The sequence below is a fragment of the Streptomyces sp. NPDC102462 genome (assembly GCF_044765425.1).
Taxonomy (GTDB): Bacteria; Actinomycetota; Actinomycetes; order Streptomycetales; family Streptomycetaceae; genus Streptomyces.
The window spans coordinates 23,100-49,041 of sequence record NZ_JBIWKB010000011.1 but is presented as its reverse complement, the minus strand read 5'-3'; the positions used below and the strand labels follow the sequence as shown (position 1 = coordinate 49,041).

The window sequence follows — 25,942 nt, the reverse complement described above, 5'->3', positions numbered from 1 at the left end:
CATGCTGTTCTTCGGCAAGGGCAAGCACCGTCGTCCGTCCATCACCCGAGTCGTGGCGCTCGCCGGTGTCACCGGCGCGGCCGTCGCCGCGCCGCTGATGGCGGCCGGCAACGCCTCCGCGGCCACCGCCTCCGAGTGGGACACCGTCGCCCAGTGCGAGTCCGGCGGCAACTGGTCCATCAACACCGGCAACGGCTACTACGGCGGCCTGCAGTTCTCGGCCTCCACCTGGGCCGCGTACGGCGGCACGCAGTACGCGGGCACCGCCGACAGGGCCAGCAAGTCGCAGCAGATAGCGATCGCCGAGAAGGTCCTCGCGGGCCAGGGCAAGGGCGCCTGGCCGGTCTGCGGCAAGGGCCTGTCCGGTGCCGTCTACGGCGGTGGCTCCGCGTCCGGCGGCAACACCGGCTCCTCGAACACCACCACGGGCAGCGGCACCTCGAACTCCGGCAGCGGCACCGGCTCCTCGAACGCCGGCACCGGCTCCTCGAACAGTGGCGCCGACCGCTCCACCGAGCGGCAGTCCGCCTCCCGTTCCGCCGACCGTCCGGCCGCCGGCAAGACGGTCACCACCCCGACCGGCAAGACGGTCAAGAAGGGTGACGGCGAGTACAAGGTCGTCACGGGCGACACCCTCAGCTCGATCGCCGAGCGGCACGGGGTGAAGGGCGGCTGGCAGAAGCTGTTCCAGCTGAACCAGGACATCGTCGCGAACGCCGACCTCATCTACCCGGGCCAGCTGCTGCACCTGAAGTGACAGCAGGCCGGCAGCCCGGCCACAGCCCCGGCACAGCGGCGCCCCCACCCTGGGGGCGCCCCGTGCCCGCCCCGTCCCCACGGAACCCCCGCCCCGACGCGTCTTCCCCCGTACGCGCCGGGGCGGGCCCTTTCCCCAAGCTCCCCTGACTCCGCCGCCCCGCTGCCAGGCCCCCTCGCGGCCCCGCCCCGGTTTCCCGGCCCGCGTCTACGGCAGCTGCGCGCCAGCCTCCGCTCCCCGGCCCCCTTCCCCACCTCTGCGGCCCCGCCCCGCCTGTTTCCCCGGCCGCCCACCTCTTCGGCCCGCCCCGCCAAGACCGCTCCAGCGCCGCCCGCCCGGCGCTGCCCCAGGGGCCGCTTGCAGCGCCGTGTTCAGTGCCGCCCCCCCCATGGCTGTTCAGCGCCGTCCCTCCGGTGCCGCCCGGCCGTCCTTGTCCAGCGCTTCCCGCCGAGAGGCCGACTCTCGCGGTTCCCCTGGAGCCCGCGAGGCTGTTCGAGGCAGCCGCCCCTCCGCAGGGCCCTCGGGCGCCCACAGTCCCGCGCGCCTCACTTCCCCCTGCCTTCCCCTCGCCTTCTCCCCGTCTTCTCCCGGCCGCCCCCTCCCCGCCGCTTCCCGTCCCCCGTCGCGTCCGTCTCCTCCCGTGACGCGCCCGCGATTTCCGCACCGCCCTTTGTTCCGGTTGGAAACAATGTGTACCGTCAGCCTGTCGTCACCCTGTCCACGGGGCGGTCGGCGACCGGCCGGGGGCCCCGGGCCGGTTAGGCTCTAGTCGCAAGGCGCACAGCCCCGCACTTCCAGCGTCACATCCCAAGAAGGAGATGCTCGTGCCGTCCATCGACGTCGTCGTAGCCCGGGAAATCCTGGACTCCCGAGGCAATCCCACGGTCGAGGTCGAGGTCGGCCTCGACGACGGCAGCACGGGTCGTGCCGCCGTCCCGTCCGGCGCCTCCACCGGCGCCTTCGAGGCCATCGAGCTGCGCGACGGTGACCCCAACCGCTACCAGGGCAAGGGCGTCGAGAAGGCCGTCCTCGCCGTCATCGAGCAGATCGGCCCGGAGCTGGTCGGCTACGACGCCACCGAGCAGCGCCTGATCGACCAGGCCATGTTCGACCTGGACGCCACCGACAACAAGGGCTCGCTCGGCGCCAACGCCATCCTGGGCGTCTCCCTCGCCGTCGCCCACGCCGCCTCCGAGGCCAGCGACCTCCCCCTCTTCCGCTACCTGGGCGGCCCGAACGCGCACCTGCTGCCGGTGCCGATGATGAACATCCTGAACGGCGGCTCGCACGCCGACTCCAACGTGGACATCCAGGAGTTCATGATCGCCCCGATCGGCGCGGAGTCCTTCTCCGAGGCGCTGCGCTGGGGCGCCGAGGTCTACCACACCCTCAAGTCCGTCCTGAAGTCCAAGGGCCTGTCCACCGGCCTCGGCGACGAGGGCGGCTTCGCCCCGAACCTGGGCTCCAACCGCGAGGCCCTCGACCTCATCCTCGAAGCGATCAAGCAGGCCGGCTACGTGCCCGGCGAGCAGATCGCCCTGGCGCTCGACGTCGCCGCCTCCGAGTTCTACAAGGAGGGCAAGTACGTCTTCGAGGGCAAGGAGCGCTCCGCCGCCGAGATGACGGAGTACTACGAGGAACTGGTCGCGGCCTACCCGCTCGTCTCCATCGAGGACCCGCTGTTCGAGGACGACTGGGCCGGCTGGAAGGTCATCACCGACAAGCTCGGCGACAAGGTCCAGCTCGTCGGCGACGACCTGTTCGTCACCAACCCCGAGCGGCTGGCCCGCGGCATCGAGGAGGGCAGCGCCAACGCCCTGCTGGTCAAGGTCAACCAGATCGGCTCCCTGACCGAGACCCTGGACGCCGTCGAGCTGGCCCAGCGCAACGGCTTCAAGTGCATGATGTCCCACCGCTCCGGCGAGACCGAGGATGTCACCATCGCCGACCTGGCCGTCGCCACCAACTGCGGCCAGATCAAGACCGGCGCCCCGGCCCGCTCCGAGCGCGTCGCCAAGTACAACCAGCTGCTGCGCATCGAGGAGATCCTCGACGACGCCGCGGTGTACGCGGGCCGCAGCGCGTTCCCGCGTTTCAAGGGCTGATCCGGTAAGGGCCAGGGCTCAGCCAGTCGTACGTACGTCCCCGTACCCGGTCCCGTACCGTGTCCGGGGACGTACGCGCGTATGACGCACGCAGGCAAGGGGAGGCGGGAGATGGCCGCGAAGGACCGGGACCGGTTCTCCACCGCGACCAGGCTGCGGCTGCTCGGGGAGCAGACGGCGGCCCGGGTCTACCGCTCCCAGACCCGCCGCCAGGCCCGCCGCTCCCGGCTCACCGGCCGGGCCGCGCTGCTCGCCCTGGTCCTGTGCACGATGGTGGTGGCGCTCGCCTACCCGATGCGCCAGTACGTCTCCCAGCGGGCCGAGATCTCCGACCTGGAGCGGCAGCAGCGGCAGGCCAGGGAGCGGGTCGAGCAACTGCGCGACCTCAAGGCGCGCTGGCAGGACGACGCGTACGCGCAAGCGCAGATCCGGCAGCGGCTGCACTATGTGCTGCCCGGCGAGACCGGCTACGTCGTGATCGACCCGGACGCGGCCAAGCAGGCCCGCGCCGACCAGGGGGCCGCCCACCGTCCCTGGTACGCCAACGTCTGGGACGGGGTCGACCGGTCCGACGCCGCCGACCAGTGAACCGACAGAAAGACACCCTGAACACAGTCATGGAAACGCCTCCGCCGCGCACTGCGCGCACCGAGCCCACCGACGCGGACGTCGCGGCCTTCGAGCAGCAGCTCGGCCGGCCGCCCCGGGGGCTGCGCGCGATCGCCCACCGCTGCCCGTGCGGGCAGCCGGACGTCGTGGAGACGGCCCCACGGCTGCCGGACGGCACCCCCTTCCCGACGCTGTACTACCTGACGTGCCCGCGCGCCTCCTCGGCGATCGGCACCCTGGAGGCGAACGGCGTCATGAAGGAGATGACGGGCCGTCTGGCCACCGACCCCGAGCTGGCCGCCGCCTACCGTGCCGCGCACGAGGACTACATCCGGCGCCGGGACGCGATCGAGGAGCTGACCGGCTTCCCGAGCGCGGGCGGCATGCCGGACCGGGTGAAGTGCCTGCACGTCCTGGTCGCCCACGCGCTGGCCGCGGGGCCCGGGGTGAACCCGCTGGGCGACGAGGCGATCGCCCTGCTGCCCGAGTGGTGGCGCAAGGGGCCGTGCGTGACGGTCCCCGCGAAGGACACCGACCACATCCCGGAGGGGGACGACCAGTGACCCGCGTGGCCGCCGTCGACTGCGGTACGAACTCGATCCGGCTGCTCGTCGCCGACGTCGAAGTCTCCGAGGGTGCCCCGGGCGCGGGGACGGCGGGCCGGCTCGTCGACCTGGACCGGCGGATGACCATCGTGCGGCTCGGCCAGGGCGTCGACCGCACGGGCCGGCTCGCCCCCGAGGCCCTGGAGCGGACGTTCGCCGCCTGCCGGGAGTACGCGGCGGCCATCAAGGAGCACGGCGCCGAGCGGCTGCGGTTCGTGGCCACGTCCGCCTCCCGGGACGCGGAGAACCGGGACGAGTTCGTGCGGGGTGTGCTGGACATCCTGGGCGTGGAGCCCGAGGTGATCACCGGGGACCAGGAGGCGGAGTTCTCCTTCACGGGGGCCACCGCGGAACTGACGGGCCGCACCGACCTCGCCCGGCCCTACCTGGTGGTGGACATCGGCGGCGGCTCGACGGAGTTCGTGGTCGGCGACGAGCGGGTGCGTGCCGCGCGCTCCGTCGACGTGGGCTGTGTGCGGATGACCGAGCGGCACCTGGTGCGCGACGGCGTGGTGAGCGACCCGCCCACCGAGGCGCAGATCGCCGCCATGCGGGCCGACATCGAGGCGGCGCTCGACCTCGCCGAGGAGACGGTCCCGCTGCGCGAGGCGCGCACGCTCGTGGGGCTCGCGGGGTCCGTGACCACCGTGGCGGCGATCGCGCAGGACCTGCCCGCCTACGACTCCGCCCGCATCCACCACTCCCGGATCTCCCGCGACAGGGTCGCCGAGATCACCGGGTGGCTGCTGCGCTCCACGCACGCGGAGCGGGCCGCGATCCCGTCCATGCACCCCGGACGCGTCGACGTCATCGGCGCGGGCGCCCTGATCCTCCTGACCCTCATGGACCGCACCGACACCCCCGAGATCATCGTGAGCGAACACGACATCCTCGACGGCATCGCCTGGTCCTTGGCCTGACCGCCTACAGGTTGCGGTACACGTCCCGCCGGTCGCCCACCTTGACGACGAGGATGACGAGTTCACCGTCGTTGATCTGGTAGGCGACCCGGTAGCTTCCGACCCGCAGCCGGTAAAGCCCCGATGGGCCGGTCAGTTTCTTGACGTCGGCGTTCTCGCGGTACGGGTCGTCGCCGAGCGCGGTCAGCGCGGTCAGGATGCGCATGGCGTCGGGTCGGCTGATGGCCCGGAGTTGTCGCTGCGCCGCCGTGGTGAACCGGAAGGCGTACTTCACGCCGCCTCGCCGCCGTGCTCGGTGAACAGATCCGCCAGCAGTTCCGCCATCGTCATGGTGGGGCCGCCCTCGGCCAGGACCGCTTCCGCTTCGCGCGCCAACATCACGTCGGCCGCCTCCTCCAGCGCTTCGAAGTCCGTGATCGGAACCACGGCCGCCACCGGCGTGCCGTTGCGCGTGATGACCGTCGGGATGCCTTCCTCGGCCCGGTTGATGTGGTCCGCGAGATGCGCGCGGGCCTCTCGTATGGTCACGGTGTTCTCAGCCATGACGCCAGTGTACGCATTCGCGTGTACACGGGGCTTGGTGGCCCACTTTTCGTTCGTCGGGTGTACTCCGGTGAGCGGTGTGGGTGGCGTTTGAGCGGGTCGGGGGTGGGGTGGTGGGGGCGTGGGCGACACGCCGCCGGGAAAGTTCGTGAAGTTCTTCACAAGGAATTGCCGCCCGGTGGCGGGCCGAATGGGGCCGGTCGGCCCTGTGCGGGGCTCAACAAGCCTGGGAGCATGCCCGGGAGAGCGATCCGAAGGGGTCGCGCGGCGGTGCCGAAAGGGGGTCGGCCATGCCCTCCGCGGGCCCGGACGGGCAGCTCACGCGGCATTGACAACGGTCGGTATCGGACACGGGGTCCCCCGTGCCGTCATGACCTGGCTCACGCGGGCCGCGCAGTTTAGCACAGGGGCCGTCGGAGCTTGTGAAGGGGCGCACGAGCCACCCCCCAGGGGCGGGTGGATACTCGATGCCATGAGCACCACGGAGCGTCCCAGGATCCTCGTAGTAGGCGGTGGGTACGTAGGCCTGTACGCGGCTCGGCGCATCCTCAAGAAGATGCGCTACGGCGAAGCGACCGTCACGGTCGTCGACCCCCGGTCGTACATGACCTACCAGCCCTTCCTTCCCGAAGCCGCCGCCGGCAGCATCTCCCCTCGCCATGTCGTCGTCCCCCTGCGACGCGTGCTGCCGAAGGCGGAGGTGCTCACCGGCCGGGTCACCACCATCGACCAGGACCGCAAGGTCGCCACCGTCGCCCCGCTGGTCGGCGAGGCGTACGAGCTGCCCTTCGACTACCTGGTGGTCGCGCTCGGCGCGGTCTCCCGCACCTTCCCGATCCCCGGCCTCGCCGAGCAGGGCATCGGCATGAAGGGCATCGAGGAGTCCATCGGCCTGCGCAACCACGTCCTCGAACAGCTCGACAAGGCCGACTCCACGACCGACGAGGACATCCGCCGCAAGGCGCTCACCTTCGTCTTCGTCGGCGGCGGCTTCGCGGGCGCGGAGACCATCGGCGAGGTCGAGGACATGGCCCGGGACGCGGCCAAGTACTACACCAACGTCTCCCGCGAGGACATGCGGTTCATCCTCGTCGACGCCGCCGACAAGATCCTCCCCGAGGTCGGCCCCAAGCTCGGCCAGTACGGCAAGGAGCACCTGGAGAGCCGCGGCGTGGAGATCTACCTCTCCACCTCCATGGACTCCTGCGTCGACGGCCACGTGGTGCTCAAGAACGGCCTGGAGGTCGACTCCAACACCGTCGTGTGGACCGCCGGCGTCAAGCCGAACCCGGCCCTGGCCCGCTTCGGCCTGCCCCTCGGCCCGCGCGGCCACGTGGACACCGCGCCCACGCTCCAGGTGCAGGGCACCGACTACATCTGGGCCGCCGGCGACAACGCCCAGGTGCCCGACCTGGTCGGCCGCAAGGCCGGCAACCCGAACGCCTGGTGCCCGCCCAACGCCCAGCACGCGCTGCGCCAGGCCAAGGTGCTCGGCGACAACGTCGTCTCCGCCATGCGGGGCTTCAAGCAGAAGGACTACGCGCACGCCAACAAGGGCGCGGTGGCCGGCCTCGGCCTCCACAAGGGCGTCGCGATGATCGTCGTCGGCAAGATGAAGATCAAGCTCAAGGGCCGGCTCGCCTGGTACATGCACCGTGGCTACCACGGTCTGGCCATGCCGACCTGGAACCGCAAGATCCGCGTCTTCGCCGACTGGACCCTCGGCATGTTCCTCAAGCGCGAGGTCGTCTCCCTCGGCGCCATGCAGAACCCCCGCGAGGAGTTCTACGAGGCCGCCAAGCCGGCGCCGGTCGCCGCCGCTGCCCCGGCCGACAAGGCCGAGGCGAAGGCCAAGGCCTCCTGACCGGGGCTCCGTCCAGCCGCCCGAAGGGGCCGCCCGCCATCCGTGGTGCGGGCGGCCCCTTCGGCATGCGGGCCGCGCAGCGCCGGTTCGGCGGTTGAACCGGCGAACCGGCGGAAACAAGCCGTACACCCACGCGTCGTGGATTGGCTACGCTCAGGGCGTGCGGCGCGCGGCCCAACGGGGGGTCGGGGGAGGGGGCGGCACGGTGACCGAGGAGCCGGACGGGACCCACGAGCGGGCCCGGGACACGGACGGCGACACCCTGCCGGCCATCCAGCGCAGGATACGCGGCGAGGTCGTCGACGCCCTGCAGAGCGTCCGGTCGATGCCCTACGACTCCTTCCGCGCCCTGCTCCAGGACGAGTTGGCCGACGAGATCGGACGTCCCTTCGCCCTGGGCGACCTGCCGGACTGGCGCATGTGGTGCCGAGCCCTGACCCGGGCCTGCACCCGCGACGGCGAAGCCTGTCTGCTGCCCGGCCTCGCCAGGGTCGTCCAGGACCTCGACCAGAACGGCCCGCCGGCCCCGGCCCTGCACCGGGCGGCCGACGAATGGACCGCCGCGAGCGCCCTCGGCCGGTTCGTGCCCCACTGGACCTGGCTCAGGCTGGAGTTGAACGGCCGCCCCGACGACGACCTCGGCGAGCTGCTGCGCGCCGCCACCGACGGACGGATGACACGGCCGCCGGACCACTGCACGAGCGTGTGGGACCTGTTCCTGTACCTCGTCGGGCAGGCCGCCCGGCCCGGCGGGGTGCCGCCCTGGACCGTGCTGCTGGACCGGGTGGCCCGCGAGCGCGGCCCCCGCACCCGGCGCGACCTGCCCAAGCTGACCCGGCACAGCGTCCTGGACCTCGGCGGCCCGGAGCTGGCCGACCGGCTCGACAAGGACCGCTGGGCCCGCCGGGCACCGGCCGTCCTGCCCCGGTCCGCCGTCGACTACCTGCTCATCGGCATCGCCCCCGACCCGCTCACCACCGACTGGTACACGGTGTCGTACTGGCTGCAGTCCCCCGACGAGCACGGCCGGCTGGTGACCACCCCGGGCCGCGCGGTGCGCCGGGTGCGGCTGACGGCCGCCGCGCTGCTGGCGCCCGGACCCGCCGGGGCACGCGACGAGCGGGCCGCGGCGCTCAGGGAGGAGCAACTGGCCGCCCTGGAGGAGGCCGTCAACGAGATCGTCTCCCTCGTCGAGGTCGAGGAGGGCGCCCGCGGCCGGGGCGCCGATCTGCGCCTTGAGTTCGTACTGCCGCTGGAACTGCTCAACCTTCCGGTGCACTGGTGGTCCGCGGGCCGCGGCGGCGCGCGGGCCAAGCTCGCCGCCCGCTACGAGGTGGTGCTGCGCAGCCTCGACCGGCTGCGCAACCAGGGCTGGTACCGGGAGTGGATCAGACGCTGGCAGCGGCTGCAGAGCGGCTCCGACTGCCGGCCCGTGTTCATGACCGCCGAGAGCTTCCCGTCCGACGCCCGCGATGTGTCCGGGCTGGTCGCGCAGCTCAACGACGAGCGGTACGTGGCCGTGATGCTCAGCGAACCGCCGGACCCCTGGCGACAGCGCGGCCCGCACGAGGCCGCGGCCGCGCTGTCGTCGGGGCTGCCGGTGCTGGTGTGGCACCGCACCGAGGAGACGAACGTCGAGATCAAACAGTCCGTCAACCAGCTGCTGCGCGGGCGCCTGCCCGACCTGCCCGCCCGGGTCGCCGCCGCCCGCCGGCAGGTGCTGGTGGAGCCACCCGAGGCCCACCCGGTGACCGAGCATCTGGCCGTCCTGTGGGACGACCCCGGACGCAACCCGCTCGCTCCCGGCGAGCCGGTGGCACCGGGGGCCCTGTAGACGGCCCTGAGGACAAAACAAAAGGAGACAAAAGGAGAGGGGAGCGCGTGTTGGACACCGAACCGTGGTGGATCTACCGGGGGACCGGACGGCCCCCGGACCCGGGACAACCCGGGCCGCACCTGCCCGCGCCCCCGCCCTGGCGCCGCCTCGACGCCCCGCCCGGCGCCCCGGTCGACCTCGGCCCTGACGGGCTGGCGCTGGTCAACGCCGCCCTGCTGTGGCGCCGTCCGCTGCTCGTCACCGGCCCGCCCGGCGTGGGCAAGAGCACCCTGGCCCGGCAGCTCGCCGGGGAACTGGGCCTCGGGCCCGTGCTGCGCTGGTGGATCACCAGCACCACCACGCTGCGCGACGGCCTGTACGAGCACGACACCGCCGGCCGGCTGTGCGCCGCCGTGGCCCGGCGGGAGGACCCGGGCGCGGGCGCCTTCGTCCGGCTGGGGCCGCTCGGCACCGCGCTGCTGCCGCGCGAACGGCCCCGGGTGCTGCTGGTCGAGAACCTGGACCGCAGCGATGTCGCCCTCTGCGAGGCGGTGCAGGACGTCCTGGAGGAGGGGGCGTTCGACGTCGCCGAGTTACGGGACGTGCCCGAGGCGACGGTCGGCACCGCCGACGGGCCGGGCGGCGCGGCGCAGATCGCCCACGGCCGGGTGGCGTGCGGTGACGGATACCCGGTGGTGGTGATCACGGCCGCGGACGAGGACGTGCTGCCGCGCGCGTTCACCGGCCGCTGCGTGCCGCTGCGGCTGACCGCGCCGGCCGACCCCGACCGGCTCGCGGAGACCTGGCTGCCGCCCGGGAGCGCCGACGCGGGCGCCCGCGCCGCGCTGCGCGTCCTGGAGGGCATGGAACCCGGCCAGGCCCCCGGCGCACGCCCCCTCCTGGACGCGATGTGGCTCGCACAGGCCAGGCACTCGGCGGGTGGACCCCCGCCCGAGGGGGAATACCCCGGACAGACGGCCCTGGACGCCCTGTTGCGCCGGGCCGCATGGGGGGAGACCCAATGACCACGACCACCTCCACCACCCGGTCCCCGGGGCACACAACACCCCCGACACCCTTCACCGGACGGCGCGTCCACAACGGGCCGGGCGGAACCGGTGCGGAGGTGGCCGACGGCGGGCGGTGCGTACCCGGTGGGTCGGGCCGGGCCGGTGGTGAGGTGGCCGACGGCGGACGGGTGCCGACGGGCTTGGCGGGACCGTATCCGGCCGCGGCGGCCCATGGACGGCGGGCCGAGGCGAGCCCCCACGGCGCCCCCGTGACCGGCAGGCCCCCGACCCCACCCGGCCCGTCCGCTACCCCCGAGCCACGCACCCGCCCCGACCTGCTGGTTCCGACTGGGTCACCGACAAACGCCGGGCAGCCGGTTTCGCCTGAGCCGTCGGCAAACGCCGGGCGGTCGGTGTCGTTCCAGCCGTCCCTGACATGGCGAGCGTCGGGGAGGGGGGTGTAGTGGAGGGGGTTGATTCCGCCGGGGTGTTGGGGGTGCTGCGGGGGCTTGCCGGGTTGCCGGGGCGGCGGGACGTCGCCGTCGTGCTGGACGACGGGCCCGCGACGGACGTGTGGTGGCAGACCGCGTGGGAGGTCGGGGCGCTGGCGCGGCGCAGCGGTGCCTTCGAGCGGGTCGCGGTGCGGCGGCCGGGCGACGGGCGTGCCCTGCCGCGCGCGCCGGGCCGGGTCACGCTGCTGCTCACCGACGGCTGGGCGGACGGCTGGACGACGGGCCGTACCGACGGACTGCTGACCCGCTGGGCGGCGGACGGACCGGTGGCCGTCGTACACCTGCTGCCGCGCGCCCTGTGGGACCGCACCCGGCTCACCACCTGGCCCGCCTTCCTGCGGCCCGGCGCGCCCGGCGCCCGCGCCCACCGGCTGCGCTGCCGAGTGCGGGGCATCCGGCCCGGCAGCGCGGGCCGGGCCGCGCCCGGCGCCCCCGTGCCGGTGCCCGTCCTGGAGCTGGCCGCGCCCGAACTCGCCCGCTGGGCGGCCATGCTGACGTCCCGGACGCCCGGCTGGACCGCGCTCCCGGTCACCTTCGCCGGCCGCGCCACGGCGCCCGCCCCGCCCCGCCCGCCGCTGCCCGCCCCGCGCGCGCCCGCCGACCTGGTCGACCGCCTGCGCCGGTGGGCCGCGCCCGAGGTCTTCGACCTGGGCGTGCTGCTGGCCGCCGTACCGCTGACCGGGCCGCTGATCGGCCGGGTGCGGCGGCTGTGCCCGGCCGCCGCCGGACCGCACGCCCTGGCCCAGCTGTTCGCCTACGGCCTGCTGCGGCCGGTCGCGGCACCGCACCGGGCCACCGGCGCCCAGCGGGTGCGCTTCGACTTCGTACCCGGCGTACGCGAGGAACTGCTGGCCTACGTCCGGCAGGAGGACCTGCGGCGCCTGGTGCGCACGGCCACCGCGGCGCTGGGGCCGCGCTCTCGCCCGCTGTGGGACCTGCCCCGGCTGATCGACGATCCCACGGCGCCGCTGCGCGTCCCGGTCGGCACGGACAGCGTGCCCTGGCTGACCGCCCAGAAGGCCGTCCTGGACGCCCTGTCCGGCCCCAGTCTGGAAGCGGCCCGGCGGATCGGCCAGGCGCTGGCCGAGCACGCGCCGGTGCCCTCGGCACCCCTGCCACCGGCACCGGCACCGGCCAGGACGCCGGCCGCGGGGGCGCTCACCCAGCAGGCCCGGGCACCGGGCACGAACGTCATCACTCAGCACGCCACACCGGAACCTCCGGAACGGCAGCGACTCCAGCAACTTCAGCGACCTCAGGAACTCAGGGAAACTCAGCACATTCGGGAAAGGGGCCAGGAGATGGTCGAGGCCAGCCGGCCGCGGAGCGGTACGCGGTCGGGCAGCACCCCGGTGGTGTGGGGCAACGTCCCGCCGCAGAACGCCAACTTCATCGGCCGTGAGGACCTCCTGGAGAACCTCCACCGCCGGCTGCAACGGGAGCGCGCCACCGCCGTGCTGCCCAACGCCCTGCACGGCATGGGGGGCGTCGGGAAGTCCGCGCTCGTCGTCGAGTACCTGTACCGCAGGCTCGGCGAGTACGACGTCATCTGGTGGATCCCCGCCGAACGCAGCACCCAGATCCAGCGCTCCCTGGCCGAACTGGCGGTGCGCCTCGGCCTGAGGACCAGCGGCGAGGCGGGCACGGCCGTACCCGCCGTCCTGGAGGCGCTGCGCCGCGGCGAGCCGTACGAGGACTGGCTGCTGGTCTTCGACAACGCGGAGAGCCCGGAGAGCGTCCGCGGCTACTTCCCGGCCGGCGGCACCGGCAACATCCTCGTCACCTCCCGCAACCCGCAGTGGTCGCATGTCGCCCGCCCGCTGGAGGTCGACGTGTTCGCGCGCACGGAGAGCGTGCAACTGCTGCGCCGCCGCGGACCCGAACTCACCGGCGCCGAGGCCGACCGGCTCGCCGACGCCCTCGGTGACCTGCCGCTCGCGGTGGAGCAGGCCGCCGCCTGGCTCGCCGAGACCGGGATGACCGCGGACGAATACCTGCGGCTGTTCGACGAGAAACGGATCGAACTCCTCGACGAGACCGAGGCACCGGACTACAACGCCCCGGTGATCGCCGCCTGGAACGTCTCCCTCGACCAGCTGGAGTCCAAGAACCCGGCGGCCCTGCAACTGCTCCAGGTGTGCTCCTTCTGCGCTCCGGAACCGATCCCGCGGCGGCTGTTCAACCGGCTGCGGGACCGTTCCATCGCCCCGGAGCTGGACACGGCGCTGCGCGACCCGATCAAGCAGGCCCAGGCCATCCGGGAGATCGGCCGCTACTCGCTGGCCCGCATGGACCACCGCGCCAACTCCGTCCAGATGCACCGGCTGGTGCAGATGGCCCTGCAGGCCCGGATGACCGACGAGGAACAGGAGCGGATGCGGCGCGGCGCCCACCAGATGCTGGTCGCCAACGATCCGGAGGATCCGGAGAACGCCGGCGAGTGGGACCGCTACGGCGAGCTGACCCCGCACGTCATGGCCTCCGACGCGCTGCACTCGGAGGACCCCTGGGTGCGCGCGCTCATCATCAACGAGGTCAAGTACCTGTGCCGGTGGGGCGACTACGAGACGGGCAGCGACCTGGCCGGCCGGGCGTACGGCATCTGGAAGGAACGCTTCGGGGCCGACGACGTGCAGACGCTCGGCGTGGCCAAGTGGCTGAGCGTGCTGAACTTCTCCCGCGGCCGGTACCAGGACGCGGCGCGGCTGAACACCGAGGTGCTGGATGCCTACCGGCGTACCGTCGGCGAGGATCACCAGGACACCCTGGACGCCCTCGGCAACGTCGCCATCGACTACCGGGTGCAGGGCGAGTTCGGCATCGCGCTGGAGCTGTCGGAGTCGGTCCACGAACGGTATCTGCGGCTCAACGGCGAGGACGACCCCGAGACGCTGCGCGCCGCCCACAACGTGGGGGTGAGCCTGCGCCTGGCCGGGCTGTTCGAGCGGGCCCGGCGGCTGGACGAGGAGACCTGGAACCACAAGGTGCGGATGTTCGGCGTCGACCACGCGGTGAGCCTGGTGACCTGGCTCGGGCTGATCGTCGACATCCGCGAACTGGGCGACTACCACCAGGCGTTGACCTACCAGGAGGAGATCACCTCCCAGTGCCGGCGGGTGCTCAGCGTGGACAATCCGCTGACCATGTCCTGCCTGCGCCATCTCGCGGTGACCCGGCGCAAGGCGGGCCGGCACGACGAGGCGCGGCGCGCGGCCGACAGCGCCCGGCGCCGCCTGGTGACCCGGTACGGCGACCACGACCCGGAGACCCTGGCGGCCACCTTGGAGGTGACCGTGAACATGCGGCACTCGGGGGAGCTGGAGGAGGCCGGGGAACTGGGGCTGCGCACCTTCGAGCAGTACCGGGACACGTTCGGCGCGGCCCACCCGCACACCCTGGCCGCCCACGTCAACCTGGCGGTGACGGTCCGGCTGGTGGGCGACCCGGAGGGCGCCCGCGCCATCGACGAGCAGTCGCTCGCCGCACTGCGCGGGAAGCTGGGCGACGACCACCCGCTGACCATGGTGTGCGCGACGAACCTGGCCAGTGACCTCTTCGCGCTGGGCGAGCCGGAGGCCGCCCGTGAACTGGACACCGAGACCCTGCGGCGCAGCACCGAGGTCTTCGACGCGGACCACCCCTCCACGCTGGCGTGCGCCGCCAACCTGGCGATGGACCTGCGCGCGACGGGCCGTACCGCGGACGCCGACGCCCTGTACGCCGACACCGCGGAACGCCTGCGAGCCACCCTGGGCGCCGACCATCCGGCCGTCGTACAGGCCCTGGACACGGTCCTACGAGCCAACTGCGACATCGACCCGATGCCACTGTGAACGGGCACCCCGGGCGACGACCTCGGGCGGTGAGCGCGGACGGCGGTCTGGGGGCGGCGGGCCTGGGTGGCGGTCTGGGCGGTGCCCCGGGCGGTGGTCTCGGGCTGCGATCGCGGGTGGCGACCACGTGTGGCGGCCTTGGGCGGTGGTCTTGGGCCGCGACCGTGGGCGGCGGCCGTGGGTGGTGGTCTGGGGTGGCGACCGCATGCGACGACCTCGGGTGGTGGTCCCGGGTGGCGGCCGTAGGGGGTGGTCTCGGGCCGCGGCCGTGGGTGGTGGTCTGAGGTGCTGACCGCGAGGGGGGCCTCGGGCGGGGTCTGGGGTCGTGACCTCGGGTGGCGGCCTCAGGCCCGCGATCGCAGGCGGTGCCCCGGGCGGTGGTGTCGGGCCGCGACCGCGGGCGGTGACCGCGGGTGGTGGTCTCGGGCGGCGGCCTTGGGGGTGCCCTGGGGCTGCGATCGCGGGTGGCGGCCGTGGGTGGTGGTCTGGGGTTGGCGACCGCGGGCGGGACCTCGGGTGCCGGTCTGGGGCGGCGGCTGTATGCGACGACCGCGGGCGGGCCGCGATCGTGGGTGGTGGTCTCGGGCTGTGGTCGTGGGGGCGGCGGCCGGGCTGTGGGGGCGCCGCCCCGTGGTCAGGGGTTGGTCAGGTTGGCGACGGCGGTTCGGGTGGCCGGGTCGGCGGCCAGTGCGCGCACGAACTCGGGCCGGTCCATGAGCAGCCGACCGGGTGGCGTGCCGCGTTCGCGCAGTGCCAGGGCGAGCCCGGCCCAGTCGGCGGGACGGTCGAGTCCGGCGGCGTAGAGCGCGTGCGCCCGTTCCACGTCCCCGGCCACCAGGGCGAGGTCGGCGGGTGCCGCGCCGGGCAGGGTGTCCTCGCCGTCGTGCAGCCGTGCGAAGGCCGCGGGGTCGGCGAGCCGCAGCCGGGCCAGCAGGGCGAGCACATCGAGCCGGCAGCCCTGCGGATCCGGCTCCACCGTGCCGTCGGGGGCGCCCTCGTCCGGCAGGGCGCCGCCCGCCGCCAGCGTGGCCGCCGCGGCCCGTACCGCTTCCTTGTCCGGCCGTACGTGGTGTGCCCGCCAGGCCCCCCGGTGGTGGGCGGCGGACAGGTCGGCGAGCCGCGCGGCGGGCTGCGGCACGGGCTCGTCACGCCAGGGGGCGAGCGCGGCCCGCAGACCCTCGACGAGATGACGGCCCGCCGCGGTCAGCGCCGGGCGTTCCCCCAGGGCCGCCAGCACGGCCCAGGTCTGCCGGCGCCACAGGGCGAACTCGAAGTGGGCGAGCAGCGCCGCGGGCCCGGTCTCGGCCAGCCGCCGGGCCCGCCAGAACGCCGTCACCCCGGCGAACGCGTACGCCCCGTGCAGCAGCCCGACGAGCGGGCGCGGATCGTCCCGCCAGGGCGCGTGGTAGAGCCCGTCGTCGGTGCCGTCGTGCAGCGGGGCGAGCCGCATCAGCCCGTTGAGCGCCGAGTGCCGGTACTCGTGCAGCAGGGTGACCGCCAGTTCGGTGGCCGCGCCCGGCTCGTCGTCCGGGTGCGGCGCCGACAGCACCACACAGCCGAAGGCGTCCGAGGAGGAGGCGCTGTGCGGGCGCAGCCGCTCCCCGTGCGGCAGCGGGACCAGCGACAGCAGGCCCGCCGACAGGGCCGCCGCGCTGTCCGGGCGGTCCCGCACGAGGATCGCCCACGCCTGCCGGGTGCGGCGCCGCCAGTCCTCGTACTCGGCGTCGGTCAGCCGCTTGGGGCGCTGCGCCTGACCGCCGACCGGGGGCCGCCCCAGGTCGTCCAGGGCGACGTCCAGCAGCTGTCCGTCGCATTCCGCGCGCAGTCGGCGCAGTCCCGACCAGCCGGGCGCGGACGCCGCGGGGTCACGGGGCACGCGGACGTCCCCGACCCGCAGCCCGGCCGGCCCGCCGCGCACCTCGGCCGTGTCGCCGTGGGGTACGTCCGCGCGGCCCAGGCCGGGCAGCAGGACGGTGCCGTCCTCGACGGGCACCTCGATACGGAAGGTGAGCCCCGCGTGGCCGGCCGCCGCGGCGGCCAGCCGATGCAGCCCACCGAACTCGACCCAGAACGGCCCGCGTTCGCCGACGGCCCGCCCGGCTGCCGTGCCCCCGGCGACGGCCTGTCCCGCCGCCGTGCGCCCGGCCGCGGTCTGCTCGGCTGGCTGTCCGGTCGCCGTCGGCCCGGCTGCCGTCGGCCCGGCTGTGGTCCGCTCCGCGGCTGTGTGCCCCGTCGCCGTGTGCCCGGTCGTGTTCGGGCCGGTCGTGGGCAGGGCGCGCAGGGCGTCGGCGACCCAGATCCCGGTCTGCGGGTCGAGGATCACCCGCCGTACCCGGTCGGGATCCGTGCGCTGGGCCAGGGCCAGCAGCTCCCAGGCCGCCCCGGCGGCGGGCAGCCGCCCGGCGGCGTCGGCGGCCGGCCCGCCCCGCTCCAGCAGGATCCGCAGCAGCAGCAGCCGTCTGCTGTACTCGGCCGCCAGCAGTTCCCTGGCCGCCGGCGCGCTGTCCCCGGCCGAACTCAGCGCCGTGGAGCAGGTCGGGGACAGCCGGTGGTGTCTTGGTGCCACGTCCGGTTCAGCTTCCCTGGCTGCCTGCCACGGAGCTGAGGGGGCGTTGGACGTCGTGCAGCAGCGCCGTGACGGCCGGCCGCAGTGTCGGATGATCGAGGGAGGGCAGGTCGTCGATCAGCGTGTCGTTCAGGTCGGGGAGCCAGGGCCTGGCATCGAGGGCGACTTCCCCCGCCGGCGCTTCGGAATTCATGGAGGGATGGTGTCATACACCCTCGCGGGGCGCTTCTCAAACGACCGGCCCGGCCGGTGTGTCGGGGACCGGGCCCCGCACGTCAGGGACCGGCCCGATGCGCCTATCGGGTGTCCTGTGGACGAACGGCGGCGTCGGTATGGCGGCCGTGTGACGGTACGGGCATGGTGACGGCGGTGGCGGCGGCCGGGGAATGACGTCGCCCGGCACGATCGTTGCCTGAGGTGACCGAATCCGTGGCCGATTCCTTCACACACGATTTCCCTCCCGGAGGTGTGCATCATGGCCGACGCCGCGTCGCGGCTGACGAGTCTTGCCGAGCAGTTGCTGGGAACCCCGCTCCCGGTGGGCGTCCGCGCCTGGGACGGTTCGCAGGCCGGTCCGCCGGGCGCGCCCGTCCTGGTCTTCCGCAGCCGGCGCGCCCTGCGCCGGCTGCTGTTCAAGCCGGGCGAACTGGGTCTGGCCCGGGCCTGGGTCGCGGGCGACCTGGGCGTCGACGGCGACCTCTACACGGCGTTGGCGCTGATGTCCCCGCTGGTGTGGGACCGCGGGGAGGGCAACACCCGCGGCCTCGCCCAGGCGCTGCGCGACCCCGGGGTGCGGGCCGCCGCCCGTGACCTGCTGCGGCTTGCGGGGCCGCCGATCCCGCCGGCCCCGCCCCGCGAGGAGGTCCGCAGGCACCGGCACCTGCACACCAAGAGAAGCGACAAGCGGGCCGTCAGCCACCACTACGACGTCGGCAACGACTTCTACGAGATCGTCCTCGGCCCGTCCATGGTGTACTCGTGCGCCTACTGGGAGGAGGCCGGCACCCTGGAGTCCGCCCAGCGCGACAAGCTCGAACTGGTCTGCCGCAAGCTCGGTCTGACCCCCGGGCAGCGGCTCCTCGACGTCGGCTGCGGCTGGGGCTCGATGGCGATCCACGCCGCCCGCGAGCACGGCGTCCACGTCGTCGGCGTCACCCTCTCCCAGGAACAGGCGGCCTACGCCCGTAAACGGGTCGCCGAGGAGGGGCTTGCCAACCGGGTGGAGATCCGGGTGCAGGACTACCGGGACGTCGCCGACGGTCCCTACGACGCGATCTCCTCCATCGGCATGGCCGAGCACGTCGGCGCCGAGCGGTACCTGGAGTACGCGACCGATCTGTACGGCCTGCTCAAGCCCGGCGGACGGCTCCTGAACCACCAGATCGCCCGCCGTCCGCTGCGGGACGAATCGGCGTACCACGTGGACGCGTTCATCGACGCCTACGTCTTCCCCGACGGGGAGCTGGCCCCGCTCGGCAGCACCGTGTCGCTGTTGGAGCGGGCCGGTTTCGAAGTCCGGGACGTGGAGTCGATCCGCGAGCACTACGCGCTCACCCTGCGCCGCTGGGTGGCCCGTCTGGAGGCCGACTGGAACCGCGCGGTGCGCCTCGCGGGGCCCGGCCGCGCCCGCGTGTGGCGCCTGTACATGGCCGCGTCCGCGCTGGCCTTCGAGCGCAACCGCATCGGCGTCAACCAGGTCCTCGCCGTACGCACCCCCGATTCGGGGGAGTCGGGGTTGCCGTTGCGCGCCCGCACCTGGAACTGAGGACGCCCGGCCTCTGCGGGGTCCGGGCGGACCACTGCGACTCCGCAGAGCCGGTGTGCGGGCGTGTTCGGTCGACCATGGACCGCTCCGCGCCCCAAGGGGCGCGGGGAACGGCGCGCCGGGCCACGACGCGCCCGCAGCCGACCACGGACGGGTCCGCGCCCCAAGGGGCGCGGGGAACGGCGCGACCGGCCACGACGCGCCCGCAGCCGACCACGGGCCGCCGCCGACCCTGAACACGGCGCCGGCCCGCACAACCCCCGGCGGGGTCGCGGCGGCTACGCCGACTTGATCGCGGTCAGCATGTTCAGCCGTGCCGCCCGCCGCGCCGGCCACAGCGCGGCCAGCGCGCCGACGACCGCCGACAGCAGCAGGAAGATCGCCATCCGGCCCCACGGCAGGACCAGCTCGTAGGTCGGCATGCTCGCACCGGCCAGCCGGCCGGCCGCCCAGCCGAAGAACACGCCGAGGCCGATGCCGAGTACGCCCCCGAACAGCGAGATGACCAGGGACTCCAGCCGTACCATCCGCTTGACGGACCCGCGGTTCAGGCCGATCGCGCGCAGCATGCCGATCTCCTGGGACCGCTCGAACACCGACATGGCCAGGGTGTTGATGACACCGAGGACGGCGACGAGCACCGCCATGCCGAGCAGGCCGTAGAGCATGTTCAGCAGCAGCGTGAACATCTGCGCGATGGAGTCGGACAGGTCCTTCTTGCTCTGGACCTGGATCCCCGGGTTGGAGTCGAGGGCCTTCTCCAGCTTGTCCTTGGCCGCGTCGGAGGCGCCGCCGGCCATCTTGACCATGACCCGCATGTCACGGGCGTCGGCCGGCTTCGGCAGGGCCGCGGTGTCGACCATGACGCCCCGGAACAGCTCGTTGCCCTCGTAGACGCCGGCCACCGTCAGCTGCTTGCTCCTGCCGCCCTCGAAGTGCGCGGTGAACTGTGTACCGGCCTTCCAGCCGCGGGACTCGGCGGTGCTGTCGTCGACCACGATCTTCGAGCCGGCCACCGTGAACGTGCCCTCGTCGACCTTCAGATTGGTCAGTTTGCCGATCGCCGAGCCGTTGACGCCGGTCAGGTACTCCGAATCGCCGTCGATCCGGGCCATCGTGTCGCGCATCGGGCTGGACGCGGAGACGTCGTCCACGGCGGCGAGCCTGCGATCGACGTCCGAGGACAGGTCGTTGCCGTTGGCCATCTGCACCACGTAGTCCGCGCGCAGCGCCGAGGTGGCCATCTTGTTGATCCCGGTCTGGAGACTGCCCGCCATCACCGTCATGCCGGTGATCAGGGTCAGGCCGATCATCAGCGCGGAGGCCGTGGCGGCGGTGCGGCGCGGGTTGCGGACCGCGTTCTGCCGGGCCAGCTTGCCCGACACCCCGAACACGCGCAGCACCGGGGCCGCCGCCGCGATCAGCGGGCGGGACAGCAGCGGGGTAAGGATGAACACGCCGGTGATCAGCAGGACGGCGCCCAGGCCCATCGGCGCCTGACCGTCGGTGCCCTTCATCGTGGTCGCGGCCAGCACGACGGCGACACCGGCCGCCGAGAACAGGGCGCCGAGCGTGTTGCGCAGCACCAGCGACTTGGTGGTGGCCTGCGCGTGCAGGCTGCTCATCGCGGCGACCGGGGGGATCTTCGCGGCCCGGCGGCCCGGCAGCCACGCCGCCACCATGGTGATGACGACACCGACCGCGAGGGCGGCCACGACCGTGCCCGGCGTGACGACCAGCGGACCGTCGGGGATGGTCTCCCCGAACGAGCCGAGCAGGGCGCGCAGTCCGGCCCCGATGCCGATACCGACGGCCAGACCGGAGACCCCGGCGACCGTGCCGACCACGAACGCCTCGATCAGCACCGACCGGGTGACCTGGCGGCGGGAGGCGCCGACCGCCCGCAGCAGGGCCAGTTCCTTGGTGCGCTGGGCGACCAGCATGGTGAAGGTGTTGGCGATGATGAAGGTGCCCACGAACAGCGCGATCCCGGCGAAGACCAGCAGGCCCTGGCGCATGCCGTTCATGCTGTTGGCGATCTGCCGGGCCTGCTCGTCGGCGCGGGCCTGCCCGGTGGTGGTCTCCGCGAGGTCCTTCGGCAGGGCCTTGTCCAGCTGGGACTTGAGCGCGGCCTGGCTGGTGCCGGGCTTCGCGCGTACGTCGATCTCGTCGTAGCCGCCGGCCTTGCCGAACAGCTCCTGCGCGGTCGGGGTGTCGAACAGGGCGAGGCTGCCGCCCGCGGCGACGTTGCCGTCGTCGGTGGTGAACACGCCGACGATCTTCGGGCTCAGGACCGGCCCGTCGATCGACAGGCGGACGGTGTCACCGACCTTGTAGCCGGCGCGTTCGGCGGTCTTGGCGTCGATGACGACTTCGTTCTCGCCGCGCGGGGCGTGGCCGCTGGTCAGCGGGTAGCGGCTGTCGTCGGTGCCCCAGTAGTTGCCGCCGTTGGTCTGCCAGCCGTTGCCGATCAGTTTGCCGTTCTTGTCGGCCATGGCGGTGAAGCCGCTGACGACACCGACGGCCGAGGCGGCGCCCGGCACCCGGGCGCTCTTGTCGAGCAGCGCCGGGGCCAGGTCGGGGTAGCCGCCGGGCTTGTCGCCCTTGCCTTCCTGGTACTTGGCGGAGACGGCGACGTCGACGCCGTCGAAGCCCTTGGCGGAGCTGTTCTGGTAGGCGTCGGTGATGGTGTTGGTGAAGACCAGGGTCCCCGACACGAAGGCCACGCCGAGCATCACGGCGAGCACGGTCATCAGGAGCCGGGCCTTGTGCGCGAGTACGTTGCGCAAGGCAGTGCGGAACATGGTGTTCTCTTCAGTCCGTGGTGGGGGCGGGGGTCAGCTGGTGCGGCCCTTGGCGTCGAACCGCTTCATGCGGTCGAGCACCGAGTCCGCGGTCGGCCCGTACACCTCGTCGACGATGCGTCCGTCCGCGAGGAACACCACGCGGTCGGAGTAGGCCGCCGCCACCGGGTCGTGGGTGACCATCACCACGGTCTGCCCCAGTTCGCGCACCGAGTTGCGCAGGAAGCCCAGCACCTCGGCGCCGGAACGCGAGTCGAGGTTTCCGGTCGGCTCGTCGCCGAAGATGATCTCCGGCTTGGCGGCGAGCGCGCGGGCGACGGCGACGCGCTGCTGCTGGCCGCCGGAGAGCTGGGAGGGCCGGTGGCCGAGCCGGTCCGACAGGCCCACCATCTGGATCACCGTGTCCAGCCACTGCTTGTCCGGCCTGCGGCCCGCGATGTCCATCGGGAGCGTGATGTTCTCCAGCGCCGTCAGGGTCGGCAGCAGGTTGAACGCCTGGAAGATGAACCCGATCTTGTCCCGGCGCAACTTGGTGAGCTGCTTGTCCTTCAGAGAACCCAGTTCGGTCTCGCCGATCCGCACGGAGCCGGAGGAGAAGGTGTCGAGTCCCGCGACGCAGTGCATCAGCGTGGACTTGCCGGAGCCCGACGGCCCCATGATCGCCGTGAACTCGGCCTGCCGGAAGTCGACGGAGACCCGGTCCAGGGCGACCACCTGGGTCTCGCCCTGCCCGTAGATCTTCGACAACTCCGTGGCGCGCGCGGCCACGGCGGTGGTCCGGTCGGCGGCGATGGGTGTGGTGGTCACGGGAGGGCTCTCCTGTCGGGACGACGACGTTCGTGGGGACTGTCTCCATCGTCCTGGCCGTCGGCGCCCAGGGAGTCAGCCGCTGTTCCGGTTCCGGGGGCCGACTTCGGTCGGAGGGAAGCCGACGGCGTCATACCTGGGGATGACGGCGAGGCGACCCGAAAGCAGGAGGGCTGCCGCCGACGGGGGGCGGCGCCGTGCCCGAAGGCGGGAGGGCTGCGGCTGTTGGGGCGGGGGCGGTGCGGCGCCGTGCCCGAGAGCGGGAGCGCTGTGGCCGCTGGGGGTGGAGCGGTGCCGTGCCGCGAACGGGTGGGGCGCCCTGGTCCGGACGGTGAAATTCCGTCATTTCGCGTACGCGCGTGTCCACCGGCCGTCACGCTATTGGCAAGTGCGGATGGGCCGTACCCCTTGCTGATGCTCCCTCAGACATCAATAAAATCAGACAACATCGGTCCGCTCGTCCGCTGTTCGGGGGAGGTATCCCGATAGGCTCGGGACCTCGTAAGCGGAGCCACGGCCTGCCCGGATGGTGGAATGCAGACACGGCGAGCTTAAACCTCGCTGCCCCTCGCGGGCGTACCGGTTCAAGTCCGGTTCCGGGCACATCCCGCTCGACGGCGTCTGACCAGCGCGAACACCTGTCAGACGCCGCTTCCGTTTCCCGGTTCCGGCGCACAGTTGGCGCACCGCGGGAGCACGACTCGGCACCGCCCCGGCATGGCATAGACGGCAAAGCGGAAGAATGCCGACGCCGGGGCCGCGCGAAGTGCGCTCCGGAAGCCGTCGAGTACCGCTACCGGATCCGGTGCCAGGCGCGGGAACCGATGCCGCGGAAAACCCACAAGCGCTCAACTGCTCCCCCCTCAAAGGAGCTCGCGCGTGGGAGCGCAGGCCGCACCGAAAAGTTTCGGGCGCTACGAGAACGACGCGCCAACCCCCTCTGTGCCGACCCGACTTCGCAGGGGTTGCCGCCAAGCGGGGCCGCAGGGGCGGCAGAAGGGTCAGTACTCCAGTGCGGTTTTGTGATCTATCCATTCGCTTCGTCGCCGGAGCGTCGTCGGTAGTGGCTGCGGCAGGCTGTTTCCTGGTGTTGTCGCCGCCAGTTGGACCAGTGCAGCAGCTTCGCCGCTGACACGGCCGGGGGGTCGAAGACGGCGGCGAGGGCGGTCAGGAAGGCCAGGGCGGCTGCGGCGGATCAGCAGGTGGCGGTGCTCGTCGCTCCCGCCGGCGAGCAGGGTCTACGCCATGGCCCGCGGCCACCGCCGAATCTTCGTTGCCGGCCGGCCTACCGAACCGGGGCCGTTCATTCTCCCGTCCGGGATGGGCCGTCACCGGTTCCGCCGGGTGGCGGCCGACCGTCTGCCCGGCGTCGCGGCGGCACAGAACGGTCAGGCAGGCCTTGACGGCTTGCTCCCACGGATCGCCGGGCGCCGTGTCGGCGAGGAGGCAGGGCAGTGGCCTACGACGCTCACATCTCAAGGACGGCACGGTAGCGCGCTCGACCGCGGCGGACGTGGTCGAGCGCCTCGTTGATGCGGGAGACCGGGTATGTCTCCGTGGCGGGGCGGATCCCGTGGCGCGCGGCGAAGTCAAGCATCTGCCGGGTCTCGGCGGGCGTCCCCGTGAGGCCTCCCGCGAGTTTTCTCTCGCCCGTCAGGAGGCTGAGCGGGTGCACGGTGAAGCTGCTGTCGGGGACGCCGGCCACGCACAGGGTTCCCTGAGGACGCAACGCGTTGAGGTACGTGTCCCACGGCAGATCACCCGAGACAGTGGACAGTACGAAGTGGAACGAGCCGGCCAGGTCCTCGAACCCGTCTTCGGGGGTGACGACCGCGTGGGCGCCGAAACGGCGGGCGTCGTCCGCCTTCTCGGCACTCCTGGAGACGGCGGTGACGTGGCAGCCCCACTTGGCCAGGAACTGGATGGCCAGGTGGCCCAGACCGCCCACACCCACGACGGCGACCCGGTCTGTGGGCCGGACGTCGTGACGCACGATGGCCGAGAAAACGGTCGCACCGGCGCACAGCAGCGGCCCTGCCTGCTCGGAGGTGATGGCGTCCGGGAGCGGGTGCACATGCCGCCAGTCGCTGGCGCGGAGTTGAGTGGCGAACCCGCCGCGGTCGCCGCGGAAGACGGTTGCGTCGCCGGCCGGGCACAGGTGCTGGCGGCCGGTCATGCACCACTCGCAGGCGAAGCACGACCCCGCGTACGCGCCGATTCCCACACGCTGTCCCAGAGCGAGGCGGGAGTGGTCCACGGCGTCACCCAATGCCGTGATCACCCCGACAGCCTCATGCCCCGCCACCACCGGGAACCGTGAGATCCCGTGACTGTTGTCGATCATGCCGATATCGGTGTGGCAGACCCCGCAGTGGGTCACGGAGATGTCCACCTCAAGAGGTCCCAGCGGCTCCGGTTCGTACTGACGCACCTGCACAGGGGCGCCTGCCCGCTCCACCGCATACGCGTGCACAGTCATGCAACGAACCAATCCGATTGCAGAAACTAACTAGTTCGTTTTCACGTATACATCACCAGAGGGCGGGATGAAAACTAACTGGTTTGTATGATGAGGCTGTGCCGTACCCCAAGAGTGAAGACACCCGCCGCCGCCTGCTGGACGCCGCAACCACCGACTTCGCGGCCCACGGCATCGCGGGTGCCCGCGTCGACCGCATCGCGGCGGCCGCGGGTATCAACAAGGCTCGGTTGTACGCCTACTTCGGTGACAAGCTCGGCCTCTTCGACGCCGTCTTCCGCACCCACTCCCAAACCGTCGTCGACTCGGTCCCTTTCACTGCCGACGACCTCGCCCAGTACGCCACGGGGCTCTACGAAGCCGCTCTCGCGCAACCGGAACTGATCAGGCTTGCCGCCTGGGCCCGGCTGGAGGGAGTCACGCCCACGAACACCGCGACCGCAGCACCGGAGACGGGCGGCAAGCTACAGGCCATCACGCAGGCCCAGCGCGACGGGCGAGTCGTGTCATCGCTGCAGGCGGAGGATCTTCTCGCGCTGGTGACGTCCATGGCGCTGACCTGGTCGGATGTGGGCCCTTCCGGCACCGCGCAGGACACCCCGCCACCGGACCACGAGCGCCGAAAGCACGCCCTGGCCGAGACCGTCCGCCGCGCCTTCCATACCCGTGAAGTTTCTCCGTGATCGCGAAGACTCTGCTTCTGCACTGCGGCCATGGGTGTGCTGGGCTGGTCGCCATGAGCGAGCGCGAGCCCTGCAAGACCGACCTGCCCGACGAGTGCCGGGCGCTGGGCGAGCCGGTGCGTGGTGTCGTTACGCCGGGGTGGTCTGGCCTGGTTCGCGGCGGTGTGTCAGCGATCCGCTGCTGAGCTGGTCCATCTAGCGCAGACGCCACCAGGCAACAGCCGAGGCACCACCCATCACTGACGGGCCGTCAGTATCTCCCGC

At 72.8% G+C, this 25,942-nt stretch carries 18 protein-coding genes and 1 tRNA gene; 12 read left to right on the top strand and 7 right to left on the bottom strand.

The window, feature by feature from the left end; all coding sequences use genetic code 11:
• Position 1 precedes the first annotated feature (1 nt).
• From ACIRFL_RS12520 to ACIRFL_RS12500, 5 genes are all read left to right on the top strand, one after another.
• Positions 2 to 757: a transglycosylase family protein gene (locus ACIRFL_RS12520; protein WP_404027085.1), complete on the top strand. Its 756-nt coding sequence runs from the start codon at positions 2 to 4 to the stop codon at positions 755 to 757.
• Positions 758 to 1,575: 818 nt separating this feature from the next.
• A complete protein-coding gene (gene eno / locus ACIRFL_RS12515; protein WP_388707772.1) occupies positions 1,576 to 2,862 on the top strand; it encodes a phosphopyruvate hydratase in 1,287 nt (428 codons plus the stop codon).
• Positions 2,863 to 2,973: 111 nt separating this feature from the next.
• Positions 2,974 to 3,450 carry a septum formation initiator family protein gene (locus ACIRFL_RS12510; protein ID WP_404027081.1) on the top strand — a complete coding sequence of 159 codons (477 nt, stop codon included), beginning with the start codon at positions 2,974 to 2,976 and terminating at the stop codon, positions 3,448 to 3,450.
• 29 nt (positions 3,451 to 3,479) lie between these two features.
• A complete protein-coding gene (locus ACIRFL_RS12505; protein ID WP_404027079.1) occupies positions 3,480 to 4,034 on the top strand; it encodes a DUF501 domain-containing protein in 555 nt (184 codons plus the stop codon).
• Entirely contained in the window at positions 4,031 to 4,996 is a 966-nt protein-coding gene (locus tag ACIRFL_RS12500; protein WP_404027076.1) for an exopolyphosphatase, read from the top strand. Before ACIRFL_RS12505 ends, ACIRFL_RS12500 begins: the two co-directional genes overlap by 4 nt.
• Positions 4,997 to 5,000: 4 nt before the next feature.
• Here the strand turns inward: ACIRFL_RS12500 and ACIRFL_RS12495 are convergent, their stop codons facing one another.
• On the bottom strand, positions 5,001 to 5,270 hold the full coding sequence (locus tag ACIRFL_RS12495) for a type II toxin-antitoxin system RelE/ParE family toxin (protein ID WP_404027072.1): 270 nt from the start codon (positions 5,268 to 5,270) through the stop codon (positions 5,001 to 5,003).
• A complete protein-coding gene (locus tag ACIRFL_RS12490; RefSeq protein WP_404027069.1) occupies positions 5,267 to 5,539 on the bottom strand; it encodes a type II toxin-antitoxin system Phd/YefM family antitoxin in 273 nt (90 codons plus the stop codon). The genes ACIRFL_RS12495 and ACIRFL_RS12490 overlap by 4 nt, the downstream gene beginning before the upstream one ends.
• A 472-nt stretch (positions 5,540 to 6,011) precedes the next feature.
• On the opposite strand from ACIRFL_RS12490, the gene ACIRFL_RS12485 reads away from it, so the two are divergent.
• From ACIRFL_RS12485 to fxsT, 4 genes are all read left to right on the top strand, one after another.
• Positions 6,012 to 7,403, top strand: coding sequence for an NAD(P)/FAD-dependent oxidoreductase (locus ACIRFL_RS12485; protein ID WP_404027067.1), 1,392 nt, complete (start codon positions 6,012 to 6,014; stop codon positions 7,401 to 7,403).
• A 205-nt stretch (positions 7,404 to 7,608) separates the two neighbouring features.
• Entirely contained in the window at positions 7,609 to 9,237 is a 1,629-nt protein-coding gene (locus tag ACIRFL_RS12480) for a hypothetical protein (RefSeq protein ID WP_404027065.1), read from the top strand.
• Between the two features lie 47 nt (positions 9,238 to 9,284).
• The gene (locus ACIRFL_RS12475) at positions 9,285 to 10,244 is read left to right on the top strand and encodes an AAA family ATPase (protein WP_404027063.1); all 960 of its coding nucleotides are present in this window, start codon (positions 9,285 to 9,287) and stop codon (positions 10,242 to 10,244) included.
• 448 nt (positions 10,245 to 10,692) lie between these two features.
• On the top strand, positions 10,693 to 14,574 hold the full coding sequence (gene fxsT / locus ACIRFL_RS12470; RefSeq protein ID WP_404027061.1) for an FxSxx-COOH system tetratricopeptide repeat protein: 3,882 nt from the start codon (positions 10,693 to 10,695) through the stop codon (positions 14,572 to 14,574).
• A gap of 634 nt (positions 14,575 to 15,208) precedes the next feature.
• On the opposite strand, the gene ACIRFL_RS12465 is transcribed toward fxsT, so the two are convergent.
• Positions 15,209 to 17,140 (bottom strand): aKG-HExxH-type peptide beta-hydroxylase, encoded by a 1,932-nt coding sequence (locus ACIRFL_RS12465; protein ID WP_404027059.1) that lies wholly within the window; start codon positions 17,138 to 17,140, stop codon positions 15,209 to 15,211.
• A gap of 7 nt (positions 17,141 to 17,147) precedes the next feature.
• Positions 17,148 to 17,333 carry a hypothetical protein gene (locus tag ACIRFL_RS12460; RefSeq protein ID WP_404027058.1) on the bottom strand — a complete coding sequence of 62 codons (186 nt, stop codon included), beginning with the start codon at positions 17,331 to 17,333 and terminating at the stop codon, positions 17,148 to 17,150.
• 282 nt (positions 17,334 to 17,615) lie between these two features.
• Here ACIRFL_RS12460 and ACIRFL_RS12455 point away from each other — a divergent pair, with 282 nt between their 5' ends.
• Positions 17,616 to 18,905, top strand: coding sequence for a class I SAM-dependent methyltransferase (locus ACIRFL_RS12455; protein WP_404027055.1), 1,290 nt, complete (start codon positions 17,616 to 17,618; stop codon positions 18,903 to 18,905).
• Between the two features lie 278 nt (positions 18,906 to 19,183).
• Here the strand turns inward: ACIRFL_RS12455 and ACIRFL_RS12450 are convergent, their stop codons facing one another.
• The gene (locus ACIRFL_RS12450) at positions 19,184 to 21,709 is read right to left on the bottom strand and encodes an ABC transporter permease (protein ID WP_404027052.1); all 2,526 of its coding nucleotides are present in this window, start codon (positions 21,707 to 21,709) and stop codon (positions 19,184 to 19,186) included.
• Positions 21,710 to 21,742: 33 nt separating this feature from the next.
• On the bottom strand, positions 21,743 to 22,516 hold the full coding sequence (locus ACIRFL_RS12445; protein ID WP_404027050.1) for an ABC transporter ATP-binding protein: 774 nt from the start codon (positions 22,514 to 22,516) through the stop codon (positions 21,743 to 21,745).
• Positions 22,517 to 23,036: 520 nt separating this feature from the next.
• On the opposite strand from ACIRFL_RS12445, the gene ACIRFL_RS12440 reads away from it, so the two are divergent.
• A tRNA-Leu gene (locus tag ACIRFL_RS12440) sits at positions 23,037 to 23,119 on the top strand.
• Between the two features lie 865 nt (positions 23,120 to 23,984).
• Here ACIRFL_RS12440 and ACIRFL_RS12435 read toward each other — a convergent pair.
• Positions 23,985 to 24,995 carry an NAD(P)-dependent alcohol dehydrogenase gene (locus ACIRFL_RS12435; protein WP_404027047.1) on the bottom strand — a complete coding sequence of 337 codons (1,011 nt, stop codon included), beginning with the start codon at positions 24,993 to 24,995 and terminating at the stop codon, positions 23,985 to 23,987.
• A gap of 98 nt (positions 24,996 to 25,093) precedes the next feature.
• Here ACIRFL_RS12435 and ACIRFL_RS12430 point away from each other — a divergent pair, with 98 nt between their 5' ends.
• Positions 25,094 to 25,678, top strand: a complete 585-nt coding sequence (locus ACIRFL_RS12430) for a TetR family transcriptional regulator (protein WP_404027045.1) — start codon at positions 25,094 to 25,096, stop codon at positions 25,676 to 25,678.
• Positions 25,679 to 25,942: the final 264 nt, after the last annotated feature.